Annotated in this window: 13 protein-coding genes; 5 read left to right on the top strand and 8 right to left on the bottom strand. The window is 69.3% G+C overall.

What is annotated here, in order from left to right:
- Nucleotides 1–33: 33 nt before the first annotated feature.
- Complete coding sequence (locus W7S_RS22355) at nucleotides 34–1341, top strand: NRAMP family divalent metal transporter (protein WP_008260998.1); 1308 nt, start codon at nucleotides 34–36, stop codon at nucleotides 1339–1341.
- Between the two features lie 13 nt (nucleotides 1342–1354).
- On the opposite strand, the gene W7S_RS22350 is transcribed toward W7S_RS22355, so the two are convergent.
- From W7S_RS22350 to W7S_RS22340, 3 genes are all read right to left on the bottom strand, one after another.
- Complete coding sequence (locus W7S_RS22350) at nucleotides 1355–2674, bottom strand: hypothetical protein (protein ID WP_008260996.1); 1320 nt, start codon at nucleotides 2672–2674, stop codon at nucleotides 1355–1357.
- Between the two features lie 229 nt (nucleotides 2675–2903).
- Complete coding sequence (locus tag W7S_RS22345; RefSeq protein WP_008260994.1) at nucleotides 2904–4133, bottom strand: cytochrome P450; 1230 nt, start codon at nucleotides 4131–4133, stop codon at nucleotides 2904–2906.
- Nucleotides 4134–4286: 153 nt separating this feature from the next.
- Nucleotides 4287–5186, bottom strand: a complete 900-nt coding sequence (locus W7S_RS22340; RefSeq protein ID WP_014385837.1) for an NYN domain-containing protein — start codon at nucleotides 5184–5186, stop codon at nucleotides 4287–4289.
- 66 nt (nucleotides 5187–5252) lie between these two features.
- On the opposite strand from W7S_RS22340, the gene W7S_RS22335 reads away from it, so the two are divergent.
- Entirely contained in the window at nucleotides 5253–6125 is an 873-nt protein-coding gene (locus W7S_RS22335; RefSeq protein ID WP_014385836.1) for an alpha/beta fold hydrolase, read from the top strand.
- Between the two features lie 7 nt (nucleotides 6126–6132).
- Here the strand turns inward: W7S_RS22335 and W7S_RS22330 are convergent, their stop codons facing one another.
- From W7S_RS22330 to W7S_RS22320, 3 genes are all read right to left on the bottom strand, one after another.
- Complete coding sequence (locus W7S_RS22330; protein ID WP_008260989.1) at nucleotides 6133–7299, bottom strand: FAD-binding domain; 1167 nt, start codon at nucleotides 7297–7299, stop codon at nucleotides 6133–6135.
- A complete protein-coding gene (locus W7S_RS22325; protein ID WP_008260988.1) occupies nucleotides 7296–8546 on the bottom strand; it encodes a cytochrome P450 in 1251 nt (416 codons plus the stop codon). The genes W7S_RS22330 and W7S_RS22325 overlap by 4 nt, the downstream gene beginning before the upstream one ends.
- Nucleotides 8547–8630: 84 nt before the next feature.
- Nucleotides 8631–10853: an FUSC family protein gene (locus W7S_RS22320; protein ID WP_008260987.1), complete on the bottom strand. Its 2223-nt coding sequence runs from the start codon at nucleotides 10851–10853 to the stop codon at nucleotides 8631–8633.
- A gap of 81 nt (nucleotides 10854–10934) precedes the next feature.
- On the opposite strand from W7S_RS22320, the gene galT reads away from it, so the two are divergent.
- The 3 genes from galT (at nucleotide 10935) to W7S_RS22305 (ending at nucleotide 14034) form a co-directional block, all read left to right on the top strand.
- Nucleotides 10935–12050, top strand: a complete 1116-nt coding sequence (gene galT / locus W7S_RS22315) for a galactose-1-phosphate uridylyltransferase (RefSeq protein ID WP_008260986.1) — start codon at nucleotides 10935–10937, stop codon at nucleotides 12048–12050.
- Nucleotides 12047–13150 carry a galactokinase gene (locus W7S_RS22310; protein WP_008260985.1) on the top strand — a complete coding sequence of 368 codons (1104 nt, stop codon included), beginning with the start codon at nucleotides 12047–12049 and terminating at the stop codon, nucleotides 13148–13150. Before galT ends, W7S_RS22310 begins: the two co-directional genes overlap by 4 nt.
- A 200-nt stretch (nucleotides 13151–13350) precedes the next feature.
- A complete protein-coding gene (locus W7S_RS22305) occupies nucleotides 13351–14034 on the top strand; it encodes a PAS and ANTAR domain-containing protein (RefSeq protein ID WP_008260984.1) in 684 nt (227 codons plus the stop codon).
- Between the two features lie 4 nt (nucleotides 14035–14038).
- Here W7S_RS22305 and W7S_RS22300 read toward each other — a convergent pair whose 3' ends face one another.
- Nucleotides 14039–14524 carry a hypothetical protein gene (locus tag W7S_RS22300; protein WP_014712413.1) on the bottom strand — a complete coding sequence of 162 codons (486 nt, stop codon included), beginning with the start codon at nucleotides 14522–14524 and terminating at the stop codon, nucleotides 14039–14041.
- A 43-nt stretch (nucleotides 14525–14567) separates the two neighbouring features.
- A complete protein-coding gene (locus W7S_RS22295; protein WP_008260982.1) occupies nucleotides 14568–15233 on the bottom strand; it encodes an LpqN/LpqT family lipoprotein in 666 nt (221 codons plus the stop codon).
- Nucleotides 15234–15421 lie beyond the last annotated feature (188 nt).

Below are 15421 nucleotides of genomic sequence, written 5' to 3'. Positions count from 1 at the left end.
CGTGGTTAGGCGGCCCCTAGTTAGGATCCACCGGTGACCGATACGACCACCCCGCCGGTGGCGGACGAATCCGAGGACCGGCCGCAAATACCGCTGCGCACCCGTGGCCGCTGGCTGCGATGGGGGCTGCTGTCGGTGTGGGGCCCCGGCCTGGTGGTGATGCTGGCCGACACCGATGCCGGGTCGCTGATCACCGCGTCGCAGTCCGGCGCCCAGTGGGGCTACCGGATGGTGCTGCCGCAGCTGATCCTGATGCCGGTGCTCTACGTCGTGCAGGAAATGACCGTGCGGCTGGGCATCGTCACCGGGCGCGGCCACGGCTCGCTGATCCGGGAGCGGTTCGGCCGCGGCTGGGCGTGGCTGTCGGCGTTCACCCTGTTCGCCTCGGCGATCGGGGCGTTGCTCACGGAGTTCGCCGGGGTGGCCGGCGTGGGTGAACTCTTCGGCGTCTCGCGCTGGGTGAGCATTCCGGTCGCGACCGTCGCGCTGCTGGCGCTGGCCCTGACCGGTAGCTACCGGCGCGTCGAGCGCATCGGCCTGGTCGTCGGCGCCGCCGAACTGGCCTTCCTGGTGGCGATGGTCATGGCCCGGCCCGACCCCAGAGCCCTCGTGGACGGGTTGTCGTCGATGCCGCTCGGCAACTCGTCATACCTGCTACTGGTCGCGGCCAACGTCGGCGCGGTCATCATGCCGTGGATGATCTTCTACCAGCAGGGAGCGGTGGTCGATAAGCGCCTGTCGGAGAACACGATTCGCCAGGCCCGTTACGACACCGCCTTCGGCGCGGTGCTGACCCAGCTGATCATGATCGCGGTGGTGGTCACCATGGCGTCCACCATTGGGACGAGCGGCGCGCACGGCGGCGGCGCGGAACTGGAGACCGTCGGCCAGATCGCCCAGTCGCTCACGCCCTACCTCGGCCGAGTCGGCGGGACGGTGCTGTTCGGGCTCGGCATGCTGGGCGCGGCGCTGGTGGCCGCGATCGTCGCCTCGCTCGCGGGCGCGTGGGGGCTCGCGGAGGTGTTCGGCTGGAAGCACACGCTGAACGAGCGGCCCAACCGCGCCACCGCCCGGTTCTACATCACGTATTCGCTGGCGCACATCGTGGGCGCGGTGCTGGTGCTGGCCAGCGTCGACCTGGTCAATCTGGCCGTCGACGTCGAAGTCATGAACGCGTTGCTGCTGCCCATCGTGCTGGGCCTGCTGCTGGCGCTGGAAGCCAGGGCCCTGCCCGAGCAGTGGCGCATGCGCGGGCTGCACAAATACGTCACCCGCGCGCTGTGCTTCGTGACCATCGGGTTCGGCCTGTACATGGTTCCGCAGGCCCTCGGCTGGATCTGACCGCGGGCGACCGTCAAAACCAGGGCCCGGGGTAGTGGCCGTCCTGGTCTTGCACCATGACGATCTCCTTGCACTCGCCGTTGGACGACGGCGCGGTCTCGCCGCGGCACACCAGCGTCCATCCGGATATCCGCTCGAACGGGCGTGTCGACCAGCCGGACGCGACGGGATCCGTTGCAGGAAGGGCGATTACCGAGAACGTGCCGCCGCCGGCGGTGAGGTAGAGGTGGTCTTCGAAGAACGCCAGCTTCGAAATCGACATCTTCTTGGCGTCGTCGCGGCTCTTGAGCAAGTCCCACTGTTGGCTGCGCAGGTTCCACACCCCGAACCCGAACGAGGAGTTCTCCGAATTGTGCCCGTCGACAAACAGTTTCCCGTCGGACAGGGCCGCGCTCAGCCCGCCGCCGGAGATCCGGTCCGAATCGCCGATCTTGATGAGGGATTTGGCGTTGAGGTCATAGAACATCGTGGAGACGGCCGGTGGGTTGCGCGACTCCCGGTGGGTGATCTTCACAAGTTTGTCTGGGCCCTCGGCCAATTCGGCGTCCACGGATTGCGCGTCGTCGTCCCGGTAGATCGCCTCCCCGTTCGGGCGGCGCAGCTCGGCCCCCGAGGCCTTGCCGGGATCGGCGTTGCGGGGGAACGCAATGACGTCCTGCCAAACTCGGGCGGGCTGGGGATCGTCCCACATGATCGACAGGTCGGCGCCGGACAGCACCACGGTTCGGGGCGGCGACGCGGGGGCGTGCCCGTCAGTGAAGGCGTTCACCCACGCCACGCCCGAGGCGGTCGGGGCCAGTCCCCATTCCTTCGGCGCCGCCAACCTCAGGCCGGGGGTCGGCGGCTGCAGTTCTTTGGTGGCGACCTGGTGGCCCGAGGACCAGTCGTAGGAATACGCGGTGGTCCTTGAGATTTCGGGCGCCGGGGCCTGGGCGGGCTTGACGGTGGTGACCACGTAGACGACCTTGAGGTCGGCGGCGGCGCCGGTCAGCGCGCACATGGCGCCGGTGAGGTTCTCGCCGGCGGCGATCGTGGGGATGGCCGGCGCGACGTACTGTCCCGTCTTCGGGTCGAAGATCTTCGGCCGGATGTCGTCGAGTGCGGATTTGCCGGCCGAAAAGGTCTGCGGGCAGCCGAAATACGCCGTGCCGCCGTAGCTCTTCCAGTCCTTTTCCAGCGGGCCCGTGATCGGGGCGGGTCCCGCACGGGTGGTCGTTTTCGACGCCGACGTCGGCGCGGTGGGGGTCAGCGGGGGCGCCGACACGGTTTCCGAGCAGGACGACAGCGCCAGGCAGGCGACCGCGGCGGCCGCCGGTCCCCAGGTTGCGCGCATCGAAAACCCCCGTGAAGTTCGTGTAACCCCCGCAGCGTAAGGCCGCCCCGGCGCCACCGCGACTCGGCGGATTGCCAACGGCGTCGCGTTGGGTGTGAAGCCTTGGCTTTGACTGTGAAGCCACGGCGGCCGCGCTCGGCGTGTCGTCGCCCTCAGCGCACAGTCAAAGCCGTGGATTCACACCCGAATCCGCGAGCTCACACCCGAATCCCTGAGCGGCGCCGGATGCCTAGCGGTCGAACTCCAGCGGCAGGCTCAGCGGGCCGCTCAGCGTTCCCATCGGCTTCCACGGAGCCGGGCCGGCGATGCGCGGATTGCGCAGGCGGGCGGTCAAGACGGTCAGCGCCTCGGCGATCTCGCGCCTGGCCAGGTTGGCGCCCAGGCAGTAATGCGCGCCGCCGCCGAACGTCAGGATCGGCGGGGCGCCCTCGCGGGTGATGTCGACGCGGTCCGGGTCGTCGTAGACGGTGGGGTCGCGGTTCGCCGCCCCGGTGTTGAGCAGGACCATCGTGCCGGCGGGAAACACGTAGCCGTCGACCTCGGCGTCCTCGGCCACCAGCCGCAGCGTCCCGCACACGATCGGCGAGTGCCGCATGGTCTCCTCGACCGCGCGCATCGCCAACTCGGGTCGCCGGCGCAGCAGCTCCCACTGTTCCGGGTGCTCGCACAGCAGGTGCACCGACGCGGCGACCTGGTTGCGGGTGGTGTCCGTCCCCGCCAGCAGCAGCCCCCCGGCCAGCATGCGCAGTTCGGCCGCGTCGAGGCGGTCGCCCTCGTCCTCGGCGCGGATCAGGTCGGACAGCAGGTCGTCGGTCAGGCTGCGGCGGCGCCCGGCGACCATCTCGTCGACATAGGCGTCGAGTTGGCGCCACGCGCGCATCACGACGGGCTCCACTTCGGTCAGGTCGGCGGTGAAGCTGAACGCCTTGAACACGTCGTCCGCCCACAGCGAGAACCGTTGCCAGTCCTCGCGGGGCGCCCCGAGCAGCGCGCAGATGATCGGCACGGGATACGGGCGCGCGATGTCGGTGACGACGTCGCAGCGCCCGGCGCCGGCGACCCGATCGACCAGTTCGTTGAGCACGCCGACCATGGTGTCGTGCAGGCGCAGGGTGGCCTTCGGCGTGAACGCCTTGGAGGTCAGGCTGCGCAGCCGGTGGTGCGCGTCGCCCTCGAGGCACAGCAGGCTGTTGACCACCTTGTCCCACAGCGGGCCCGAAGTGATGCCCTGGACAAGGAGATTCAGGCCGGGCGGGATCTGGAACCGCGTGTCCCGCAGGACGGACCGGACCATGTGGTACCCGAGCACCTCGGGGCCGTGCGGCCCCAGTGCGACGGGCGCGTGTCGTTGCGCCTCCCGCAGGCGCGGGTAGACCTCCGCGGGTGTTTCGTCGTCACGGTAGGACAGAGTGGGCAGGTCGGCGTCGAAAACGCTTGGGGGAGCGGCACCGACGGTCATGACGGTCTCCTCATCGATCCCCCACCAGCTGCGGACGACTCCCAGACAATGTATGGCCACCCCGGGGCGCTGTCAACGATATCGATCCGCGCATCGGCGAAACGCCATACACCAGCGAGAAAATGCATTGCCGCGACGCGGGGGCGACGCCGCTCAATCCTGCGCGCGCAGCCGCACCATCCGCGTCGTCGACGTCTCGTCCAGCTCGACGATGTCGGAACGCGACCGCAAAAAATCGCTGAATGACCGGAAACCCAAAGACCTTTCGCTGAACGACGGATCCATGCGCCGCATCTGCGCCTTCACCGCGGAGTTGTGCAGCCAGTCGACGTCGTCTTTCTCCAGGCCGATCTGTAGCGCGCGCGTCAGCAGCGCGGTGGCGGCGGCCTGCGCGTCGGGCGGCTCGGGCTCCTCGGCCTGTGCCGCCTTGGTGCGCCCGCCGCGCCGCTTCGGCGGGGCGGTGTCGGCCGGCCCGGGCTCGCGGTCGAGCGCGGGAACCCCCGGCAGCGCGTCGTACACGACGAACTCCTCGCACGCGGCCGCCAGCGCCCGGCTCGACGCCCCGGCCACCCCGATGCCCACCACGTACCGGCCCAGCCTCTTACAGCGCTGGGCCAGCGGGATGTAGTCGGAGTCGCCGGCCACGATCACCACGTGGGTCAGGTCGGGCAGCCGGAACATGTCCTCGACCGCGTCGACGGCCAGCCGGATGTCGGCGCCGTTCTTGCCGTAGGCCGCCGCGGGGAACAGCTGCACCAGGTCGACCGCGCGGGCCACCAGCTGCCCGCGGTATCCGGCGTTGATATCCGCCGACCAGTCCGCATAGGCGCGGGTGAGCACCAGGGTCCCGAACGACGACGCGTAGTCGAGGATGGCGCCGACGTCGACCGTCGCCTGGCCCAACCGTTCGGAATGCTGCTCGAGCCCCTTGGCCTTGTCCTTCTGAAACGAGTTTCGCCCGTGTATCTGGTCGTACCGCGAGATCACGATGTTGTCGAAGTCGAGGTAGACGGCCACGCGGGCCGCAACCGGTTCGGTCATGCCCTTGATCATTGCTCAACGGGCGGGCATTTGCCCTGCCCGCGTCGTCAGCAGGGCCAAAGCGGGTACACAGCCCGAATGAGTGACATGAAGTTTCTCGAGTTACATGGGGATCGCATCGCCTATCGCGACGAGGGTGACGGCGAAGCGTTGCTGCTGATCCACGGTATGGCGGGGAGTTCGGAGACCTGGCGATCCGTGATACCGCAGCTGTCGAAGAAGTTCCGGATCGTCGCGCCCGACCTGCTGGGCCACGGCCAGTCCGCGAAGCCCCGCACCGACTACTCGCTGGGCGCGTTTGCGGTCTGGCTTCGTGATTTCCTCGACGAACTGGGTGTCAGCCAGGCCACCGTGGTCGGTCATTCGCTCGGCGGCGGTGTCGCCATGCAGTTCGTCTATCAGCACCCCGACTACGCCAAGCGGTTGATCTTGATCAGCAGCGGCGGCCTGGGTCCCGACGTGGGATGGGTCCTGCGGCTGCTCTCGGCCCCCGGGGCGGAGCTGGTGTTGCCGATCATCGCGCCCACGCCCGTCCTGTCCGTCGGCAACAAGCTCAGGTCCTGGTTGACAAGCGCGGGCATCCAGTCGCCGCGCGGGGCCGAGCTGTGGAGCGCCTACTCGTCGTTGTCCGACGGTGAGACGCGCCAGTCGTTCCTGCGGACGCTGAGGTCGGTGGTCGACTACCGGGGCCAGGCGGTCAGCGCGCTCAACAGACTCTCGCTGCGTGAGGACTTGCCGGTCATGGCGATCTGGGGGGAACGCGACGGCATCATCCCCGTCGATCACGCGTACGCCGCGCACAAGGCTCGCACCGACGCCAGGCTCGAAATCCTGCCCGACGTCGGTCATTTCGCGCAGGTGGAGGCGCCGAACCAGGTGGTGGAGCTGATCGAGGACTTCATCGCCACGGGCGAGCGCCGCGACACACAAAGTCCGCAGCCGAGCTTGTGATCGGTGGCTAGATGCCGTAGTCGGGCAGCTCGAAGTCGTCGCGCACGTCGCGCGCGAGAAGCCGTGTCATCGGGGCGAAATTCATGGTGCGCAGCGCCAGGTCGCGGAACCACAGCCCGAATCGGGTCCGGGTGGCGAAGAACCCGATGAACCGCGCCGCGCCGGCCTGCTTGCCCTCGATGAAGGGACGCAGCCGCATCTCGTAGGCGTCGAACGCGCGGCGATGGTCGCCCCCGGCGCGCCCGAGTTCGCCGGCCAGCACGTAGGCCTCGGCGATCGCCAGGCCGGTGCCCTCACCGCCGAGCAGCGAAATGCAGCCGGCCGCATCCCCGATGAGCAGCACGCGCCCCCGCGACCAGCGGTTCATGTGGATCTGGCTGACGACGTCGAAGTAGAGGTCGTCAACGTCGTCGAGCGCGGCCAGCATGTCGTGGGCTTCCCAGCCGCAGTCGGCAAAGGTGTTGCGCAGCTGGTCTTTCGGCGGTGTGTCGGTGCCGTCGTGGTCGGCGCGGAAGATGAACAGGAACGTGGTGCGGTCGCCGCGCAGCGCGAAACGCGCCAATTGGCGGCCGGGTTCGGCATAGGTGACGTAGGCCAGCTCGTCGCGCGGCCGGTAACGGTCGACCACGCAGGCCGCCACCTTGCAGCCCAGATAGCGCTCGAATTCTCGTTCGGGCCCGAAGACCAGGCGGCGCACGTTGGAGTGCAGCCCGTCGGCGCCGATCAGCAGGTCGAAATCGCGCGCGCCGCCGCGCTCGAACCCGAGTCGGACCCCGTCGTCGCGCTCGTCGACGAACGAGATGCTGTCGCCGAAGACCGTTTCGACCTCGTCCTCGATGGTGGCGTAGATCGCCGCGGCCAGATCGCCGCGCGGCAGGCTGGTGAAGTCGGCGCCGAGCAGGCGGCGAAAGACGTCGACGTCCACGTCCGCCTTGATCTCGCCGCGAGGGCCGACCGAGCGGAGCCGTTCCATCTCGTATCCGGCGGCGCGGATCGGCCCTTCGATGCCCATCCGCTTGGCCACCTGGTAGCCCACGCCCCAGAAGTCGATCATGTAGCCGCCGGTGCGCAGGTGCGGCGCCTGCTCGATCAGCGTCGGCGTGTGGCCGGTCCGATGCAGCCAGTGGGCGAGCGCCGCCCCGGCCACGCCGGCACCGCTGATGGCGATCCTCATGAGGCGACCGGGTGGCCGCCTCGGTAATCGACGGGCCAGTGCTTGATGCCGTTGATGAACGACGACCGCAGGCGCTCCGGATTTCCCAGCGGGGCCAGGTCGGGCAGCCGGTCGGCCAGCGCGTTGAACATCACATCGATCGTCATGCGGGCCAGGTTGGCGCCGATGCAGTAGTGCGCCCCGGTGCCGCCGAAACCGAGGTGCGGGTTGGGGCTGCGCAGGATGTCGAAGGTGAACGGGTCGTCGAAGACCTCTTCGTCGAAGTTGGCCGAGCGGTAGAACAGCACCACCCGCTGACCTTCTCTGATGGCCACACCGCCGAGCTCGGTGTCCTCGCGCGCGGTGCGCTGGAACGCGGTGATCGGTGTGGCCCAACGGATTATCTCGTCGGCCGCGGTCTTGGGTCGCCGCGCCCTGAAGAGCTCCCACTGGTCCGGATAGTCGGTGAAGGCCATCATCCCCTGGGTGATCGAGTTGCGCGTGGTCTCGTTTCCCGCGACGGCCAGCGTGACCACGAACATGCCGAATTCGGCCTCCGACAGGCGCTGGCCGTCGGCATCGGCCTGAATCAGGGTGGTGACGATATCGTCGCCAGGTTCTTCGGCCTTGCGCGCCGCCAATTGCATGGCGTACCACATCAATTCGCCGGCCGAGGTCAGCGCGTCGTTGCCGGCGAATTCCGGATCGTCGCTGCCGATCATGTTGTTGGTCCAGTCGAACAGCTTGTCGTAGTCCTCATGCGGAACCCCGAGCAGCGCGGAGATGGCCTGCAGCGGCAACTCGCAGGCCACCTGGCGGACGAAGTCGCCCGACCCCGCCGCCGCGGCCTCGGTGACGATGCACCGGGCCCGCTCGGACAGTTCGGCGCGCAGCCGCTCGACCGCGCGCGGTGTAAAGGCCCGCGACACGATCTTGCGCAACCGGCTGTGCTCGGGGTCGTCCATCATGATCATCGACGCCCGGCCCGCCTCAATCTGCCCGGCCGCCAAGTCTTCCCGGTAACGCGGCACGATCGACTTGGCGGCCGACGAGAACACGTCGCTGCGCAGCGAGACGTCGCGGATGTCGCGATGCTTGGTCACCGCCCAGTAGCCGCCGTCGCCGAACCCGCCCTTATCCGGCGCCTGCTCGTTCCACCAGACCGGTTCGGTGGCGCGCAGTTCGGCGAACTCCCGCACCGGCAGCCGGTGCGCGTAGATGTCGGGATCGGTGAAATCAAAGCCCGGCGGGAGGTTCGGTGTGGCCATGGGATTTCTCCTCGGCTGTGGCTACGGACCGCGGCGGTCAGCACGATGGTAGCCGCGGCCGCGCGCGATCGGTAGCAAAGCGCCTCAGCGTGACGCGGGCTCGGCCGTCCGCACGCGTTCGCGTCCACCGAGGTTGGTGGCGGCGGTGATGACGGCCCGCTCGATCTGGCGAAGGGCGTGCACCGCGGTGAGGTACCGCCGGGTCTCGGGCCGCGGCTCGGCGCCGTGGCCGTCGCCGTCCTGTTGTCGCGCCAGGGTTTCCGCGGCGTCGAGGTCGTCGGCCGCCGAGACCAGGGTCGGTGCGTGACCCCCCTCGATGGCCTCCTGCAACGCCTCGATGTTGCGTCGCGTCTGGGCGGCGGCCGCCGAAAACGCCTGCGCCAGTTTCGGGGCCGGCGGCGGTGACCCGACGGGGTCCCGATACTGCTCGCTGCTGCGTGCCAGGCTGCGGCCGTATTGGTCACACGCGGTGAAGATGCCCAGGGCGCGGCGGATGCTGCGCCGCCCCGCGAGTCCGGCGACGCCCGCCAACAGCGGCTTGGCGGTGACCCGGAACTGCTGCAGATCCCGATCGACCTGACGCGCCTGCTCGGACGGGCTGGCGCCGCCCTCTCCGCACATGGTGGCGGCGCACACCTCGATCAGCGCCGACAGGCTCGTCAGGAAGGTGCGGGTGTCGGCGCGGATCGCGGTTCTGGTGTTCGTCGGCAACACGACGACGGCCACCGTCGCCCCGATGACGGCGCCGATCGCGGTCTCTTCGATCCGCAGCATGAGCACGCCGAAGGAGAACTGGCCGAGCAGGCCGTACAGCAGCGCCAGCATCGTGGTGATCCAGAAGGTCATCAGGCTGTAGGTGACCGTCATGAAATAGAAGGCGCAGAACAGACACACGAAAATGCCGGCGAGAGCGCCAATTTCGTGGCCGGTCAGCAGCGTGGCCACCAGCACGCCGGCGGGCACGCCGAGCAGGGTGCCGAGCAGGCGTTGCCAGCCCTTGGTCAGGGTTTCGCCCCACGAGTTGGTGCCGGCGAAGATCACGAACGCGGCGATCACCGCCCAATACCACCGGTCCGGCGAGACCAGCTCCCCGGTGACGATGGCCAGCGAGGCGGCGATACAGACCTGGATGGCTTGCCGGGTGGTCGGCAGCAGCCCGCCGGGGCGTGCCTCGTCGGCGGCCCCCTCCGGCGCGGCGCGCTCGTCGGCCGCCGGCCGCTCGCCGCCGGTTTCGTCAAGGGGGGCGCCGGCGGCCATCCGATCGACGATCGCCCGCACGTCGGACGTCGCCCCCGCGGCGTTGATGATCGCCAGGGCGAGGCGGCGGACCGCGGTGGCGCCCGGGTCGTCCTCGGCCGCGGCTCCAGCCTCGGGCAGCTCGTCCAGCAGCCGTTGCGCGCGGGCGGCCGCCCGCCGCAGCCCCTCGGGTTCGGGCAGGCGGATCGCGCGGGCCAGCTGCGAGAGCGCGTCGACGAGCGGGACCCGCGTGCCGATCGGGATGGATTCCGGGGCCTCACCCGCCACGGCGGCGGCCCGCCGACCGGCGGTGGCGACCCATTCGATGGCCAACTCGGCGTCCAGCAGCCAGGGGGCCAGCTGTTCGGCGGTGACGCCGGGCCACAGCGCGCCGGGATCGGCTTTGTCCTCGATCTGGCTCTGCACCAGCAGGGCGGTCTCGTTGAGCCGCGTGGTGCGCGCCCGCATGCGGCGGCGCCGCCGTTCGTCGAGGCGGCCCGTCCGCACCGCTTCGGCGGTGGTGTCGATGACGATCGCCATCCGCGCCCGCAGCGCCCGGATGGTGGCGCGCAGCACCCGCTCGGGGCGGTCGGGCAGCACGTAGGCGGTCATCACGTACGTGCACACCGTGCCCACCGCGACCGCCCCGATCATCCAGGGCAGCTCCGAGACGCGGGCCCGCAGGTACAGCGTGAAGAAGTACGACATGAACGCGACCATCCCCAGCGCCCTGCCGCGCGCCCCGAAGCGGCGGATGTAGGCCGCGGTGAACACGATCAGCACGAAGACGGCATCGCTGGCCACCACGTGCGGGGCCAGCAGCGCGGCGGCGGTGATGGCCAGCGCGGCGGGAACGGGCAAGAGCGCCATGGTGATTCGTTGCTGGCGCGGGTCGGGCTCGTTGACTGACCGCGACGCGACCATGGTGATGACGACGCCCAGCAGCGCGACGGTCAGGGGTTGTCCCGTCGCCCTGGTGAGGACGAAAAGGACCAGCAGCGAAAGGCCCAGCGCGGCCGTTGTCCGAGTCGCCATCCGCAGCCGAAGCAAGCCCGGATCGGAGCCGATCACCCAGTTGCGGGCGCGTTCGTACAGGACAGTTATTCCGGTGACCGCCTCTCTATCGCGTACCCCCATGGTTACCCGAACCGGGTGCCGGCGACCAAGCTAGTCTTCGACATCGTGACTGAGCCGACGCGAGCGAAGCTGGCTGACGGCCGTGACCTGCTGTTCTTCTCGCTGCCCGGGCATCGTCCGGCGCCGGTCGAGGACCGCCGGCCCCTGCCGCCGCGTACGGCCGAACAGTCGCAGTTGCGGTTCGACCGGACGACCGGGCAGTGGGTGATCGTCGCGGCGCTGCGCCAGGACCGCACCTACAAGCCGCCGCCCGACGCGTGCCCCCTGTGCCCGGGCCCGACCGGGCTGACCAGCGAGGTGCCCGCGCCCGACTACGACGTCGTCGTGTTCGAGAACCGCTTTCCCAGCCTGTCGGGCGCCGCGACGCCGCTTCCCGATCCCGGCGACGCCGACGGCTTCGTGTCGACCCCGGCGCCCGGGCGCTGCGAGGTGATCTGCTTTTCGGCCGATCACACCGGCTCCTTCGCGGCGTTGACGCCGGCGCACGCGCGGCTGGTGGTCGATGCGTGGCGCCACCGCACGGCCGACCTGATGGCCGCGCCGGGCATCGAGCAGGTGTTCTGCTTCGAGAACCGCGGCGAGGAGATCGGGGTCACCCTCACCCATCCGCACGGCCAGATCTACGGCTATCCCTACCTGACGCCGCGGACGGTCGCCATGCTGGAGCAGGCGCGGGCGCATCGAAACAAGCACGGCGGCAACCTGTTCGGTGATCTGCTGGCCCGCGAGGTCACCGATGGGGGCCGCATCGTCGCGCGCAACGAGGTGTTCACCGCGTTCGTGCCCTTCGCCGCGCGCTGGCCGGTCGAGGTGCACATCTACCCGAACCGGTTCGTGCCCAACGTGATCGGCCTCGACGAGGACGAGCTGGACGGGTTCGTGGCCATCTACCTCGACGTGCTGCGGCGCTTCGACCGCATGTATTCGACGCCGCTGCCCTACATTTCGGCGGTGCACCAGTATTCCGGGGCCGGGGTCCAGGCGGACGGGTACTTCCACGTCGAACTGATGTCCATCCGCCGCAGCGCGACCAAGCTCAAATACCTGGCGGCCTCCGAATCGGCGATGGACGCCTTCATCGGTGACGTCACCCCCGAAAGCGTGGCGCAGCGGTTACGGGAACTGCAGTGACGGTGCGCTACGGCGCGCCGGGACGGATCAACCTGATCGGCGAGCACACCGACTACAACCTGGGTTTCTCGCTGCCGATCGCCTTGCCGCAGCGCACGGTGGCGACGTTCACGCCCGGCCCCGGCGACGCGATCACCGTGACCAGTGAGCGCGCGGACGCCCCGGTGCGCATTGCGCTCGGCACCGCCCCGGGGGAGGTCACCGGCTGGGCGGCCTACGTGGCCGGGGTGGTCTGGGCGCTGCGCCAGGCGGATTACCCGGTGCCCGGCGGCACGATGTCGATCACCAGCGATGTGGAAATGGGCTCGGGCCTGTCCTCCTCGGCGGCCCTGGAATGCGCGGCGCTGGGGGCGATCGCCTCGGCCGCGGGCGTGCGCATCGACCGCAAGCACCAGGCCCGCCTCGCCCAGCGCGCCGAAAACGAGTACGTGGGCGCCCCAACGGGTTTGCTCGACCAGCTCGCCTCGCTGTTCGGCCGGCCGGCGACGGCGGTGCTGATCGACTTCGCCGACCTCGCCGTCACGCCGGTGGCCTTCGACCCCGACGCCGCCGGCGTCGCCCTGCTGCTGATCGACTCCCGGGAGCGCCACAGCCATGCCGGCGGCGACTACGCGGCGCGGCGTCAGTCGTGCGAGCGCGCCGCCGCCGACCTCGGGGCGACGTCGCTGCGCGAGGTCGGCGATCGCGGGCCCGCCGACCTCGGCGCCGTGCGGGACCCGGTCGATGCCCGTCGCGCCCGCCACGTGCTGAGCGAGAACCAGCGGGTCATCGATTGCGTTGCGGCACTGGGCGATGGGAACTACGCCGAGGCCGGGCGGATCTTCACCGCCTCGCACGCCTCCATGCGTGAGGACTTCGACATCACCACCGAACGCATCGACCTGATCGCGGCGGCCGCGGTGCGCGCGGGCGCGCTGGGGGCGCGGATGACCGGCGGCGGATTCGGTGGCTGCGTGATCGCGCTGGTGCCGATCGCGCGCGCCGGGGCGGTCGGTGAGGCGGTGCGGCGCGCCGTGGTCGACGCCGGCTTCGAACAACCCGCCGAAGAGCCCGTTATCACCCGGACCCGGGCGGCCGCCGGCGCGGGTTCGTGCCAATGAGCGCGCCGAAAACTTACTCGCCCGGCAATTTCCTGATTTCCGCGGTGACCACCGGTCAGAAACTGTAACCTCACGGCCATGGGGGTATCTCACTCCTGCATGCGCAGTTCCGGATTTCCCGCCCGGGGGTCGGCGATCCATTCGAGATCGCCGATGCACGCTGTTACCGGTCCGCTTGCCGTCGACGCGAAAAACCCACCGTGGCTTGGGAATTAGACCGCCAGGCCGCGGCGATCGAGCGCGGTTTGGCCGGCGCCGTCCCGCAGCGGGCCGGCTGGTTCCGCTTCTACTTCGAGGGCCACCGCTGGGTATGGTCCGACCAGGTCCAGCGCATGCACGGCTACGAGCCCGGCACCGTGACCCCCACGACCGAGCTGGTGCTGTCGCACAAACACCCGGCGGACCGGCCTCAGGTGATCGACGGCATCAACGACATGATCAGGCGTCGTCAGGCGTTCAGCGTGCGGCATCGCATCGTGGACACCCGCGGCCTCATCCACCACGTCATCGTGGTGGGCGACCGGTTCTGCGACGACAACGACGAGGTCGTCGGGACCCACGGCTTCTACATCGAGGTCACGCCGCCGCCCGCGCGCAATCGGGAGGAATCCATCAGCGCCAAGGTCGCCGAGATCGTCGGGCGCCGCGGCGTCATCGACCGCACCAAGGGGATGCTGATGCTGATCTACGGCATCGACGAGGACGCCGCCTTCACCATGCTCAAATCGCTGTCCCAATCGAAAAACACGAAGCTCGGGGTGCTGGCCCAACGCATCGCCGACGACTTCACGGCGCTGGGCAAGGAAGTCATCACCGCGCGTTCGCGCTTCGACCGGTGCCTGCGCGCCGCGCACCTGCGGGCGCCCGACCACCCCACCGGCTGAGCGGCTAGCCGATCGCACTCAGCCGGACGGCCCCCAGGTGGAGCCGGTCGACCGCCTCGGCGAACTCGTCGCGGGTCGGGATGCGGCGATCGCGGAACTTCAGCCCGATCATGCGCTGCGCGCGCGCCACGCCATAAGACTCGGCGGCGCGCAGCAACAGATCGGAAACGACGGCCCGGTCGCGGATGAGCTCGCCACGCATCGCCGTCGTCGTGCCGTCGTACACCACGTCGACGGGGCCGCCGTCGCGGAAGTTCTGCTTCCACGGCGCGCCCGTCAGCGCGTAGAGCTGACCGTCAATCACATGCGCGCTCAACGGAACTGAGTACGGACGCCCGGTCTTGCGTCCGGTGAAACTCAACACCATGAATTGCTTGCGCGCGGCGCCGGCAAAGGGGCTGCGCAGCAAAAGCCCCATCACCGGGTTGACGACACGCAATAACGCCGACGGCGGATGCCCGGCATCTACCGCGTATGACCGCTCTGTCATCCGTTTCTCCTATGTAGGGCCCTCCGGCTCCTCGGCCTACTACTCAGCCGGTCGTGATGGTGGTCTGGTCGTCGATGACGCTGGTCGCGTCCATCAGCGGCCCCTGATCGCTCTCCAGGCCATCGGCGTTGAGCTGCAGCACGTAAACCGCGCCCTGGCTGGGGATCACCACGGTCTTCTGGGCGATGACGCGGGTCTTGCCGTTCTTCTGGTACGTGCCGCCCAGCTGCCAGGCCTGGAACCCGGCGAGGGTGGACGCGGAGCCGTCCCCGCCGCCCTGATATCCGGGCAGATTCTGCACCTCGCCCGGGGCGTACTGGATGAGCTTGGCCGGGTCGACGTTGCCGGTGAGCTTGGAGAACAGCGCCGAAACCGACGGCGGATCGGCAGGATTGGCGGGCTGGGTCTGCACGATGCCGCCGTAGGAGGTGCCCGAGTTCTGATTGAGCTGCCAGCCCATGGGCACCGGCAGGTCGACGTTCGGCCCGGGATCGCCGTGGCGGACGGGCGTCTCGGCGATGTTGTTGTCCTTGACGTAGTCGGCGATGGTGTATTTGGCCTTCGCCGCCGGTGCCGCGGTGGTTTGCGAGGGGCTCGTCGACGACGTCGTCGGCGTGGACGTTTTGTCACTGGATTTGTGGTCGTGGCCGCAACCGGCGAGCGCCAAACTCAGCGCCACGGAAATGGTTGCTAGGGTCAAATGTTTCATTAATCCCATCTCCCGAGAATGGGGCCGATACCTGCGTACGGCACGCTGAAACGACAGTAGCCGAAAGGCAATAAATGTTTGCCAGAATCTTTCGCCTATTTTGCCGTCATCCCGGTTGTCGGGCGATCGTTTTCCAATTCCCGGGGGAAACGCCACCGCAATGCGCCGCTGCGCGGTCGTATCGGAGT

Origin of the sequence: Mycobacterium sp. MOTT36Y (assembly GCF_000262165.1) — a bacterium.
Taxonomy (GTDB): domain Bacteria; phylum Actinomycetota; class Actinomycetes; order Mycobacteriales; family Mycobacteriaceae; genus Mycobacterium; species Mycobacterium intracellulare.
Note: the sequence above shows the minus strand (reverse complement) of the source record. Positions and strands in the feature narration are given on the sequence as shown.

Bases quoted from the DNA above. Each gene is read 5' to 3' on its own strand.
- W7S_RS22350 (WP_008260996.1), bottom strand. From the start codon at position 2,674: ATGCGCGCAACCTGGGGACCGGCGGCCGCCGCGGTCGCCTGCCTGGCG.
- W7S_RS22345 (WP_008260994.1), bottom strand. From the start codon at position 4,133: ATGACCGTCGGTGCCGCTCCCCCAAGCGTTTTCGACGCCGACCTGCCC.
- W7S_RS22340 (WP_014385837.1), bottom strand. From the start codon at position 5,186: ATGATCAAGGGCATGACCGAACCGGTTGCGGCCCGCGTGGCCGTCTAC.
- W7S_RS22335 (WP_014385836.1), top strand. From the start codon at position 5,253: ATGAGTGACATGAAGTTTCTCGAGTTACATGGGGATCGCATCGCCTAT.
- W7S_RS22330 (WP_008260989.1), bottom strand. From the start codon at position 7,299: ATGAGGATCGCCATCAGCGGTGCCGGCGTGGCCGGGGCGGCGCTCGCC.
- W7S_RS22325 (WP_008260988.1), bottom strand. From the start codon at position 8,546: ATGGCCACACCGAACCTCCCGCCGGGCTTTGATTTCACCGATCCCGAC.
- W7S_RS22300 (WP_014712413.1), bottom strand. From the start codon at position 14,524: ATGACAGAGCGGTCATACGCGGTAGATGCCGGGCATCCGCCGTCGGCG.
- W7S_RS22295 (WP_008260982.1), bottom strand. From the start codon at position 15,233: ATGAAACATTTGACCCTAGCAACCATTTCCGTGGCGCTGAGTTTGGCG.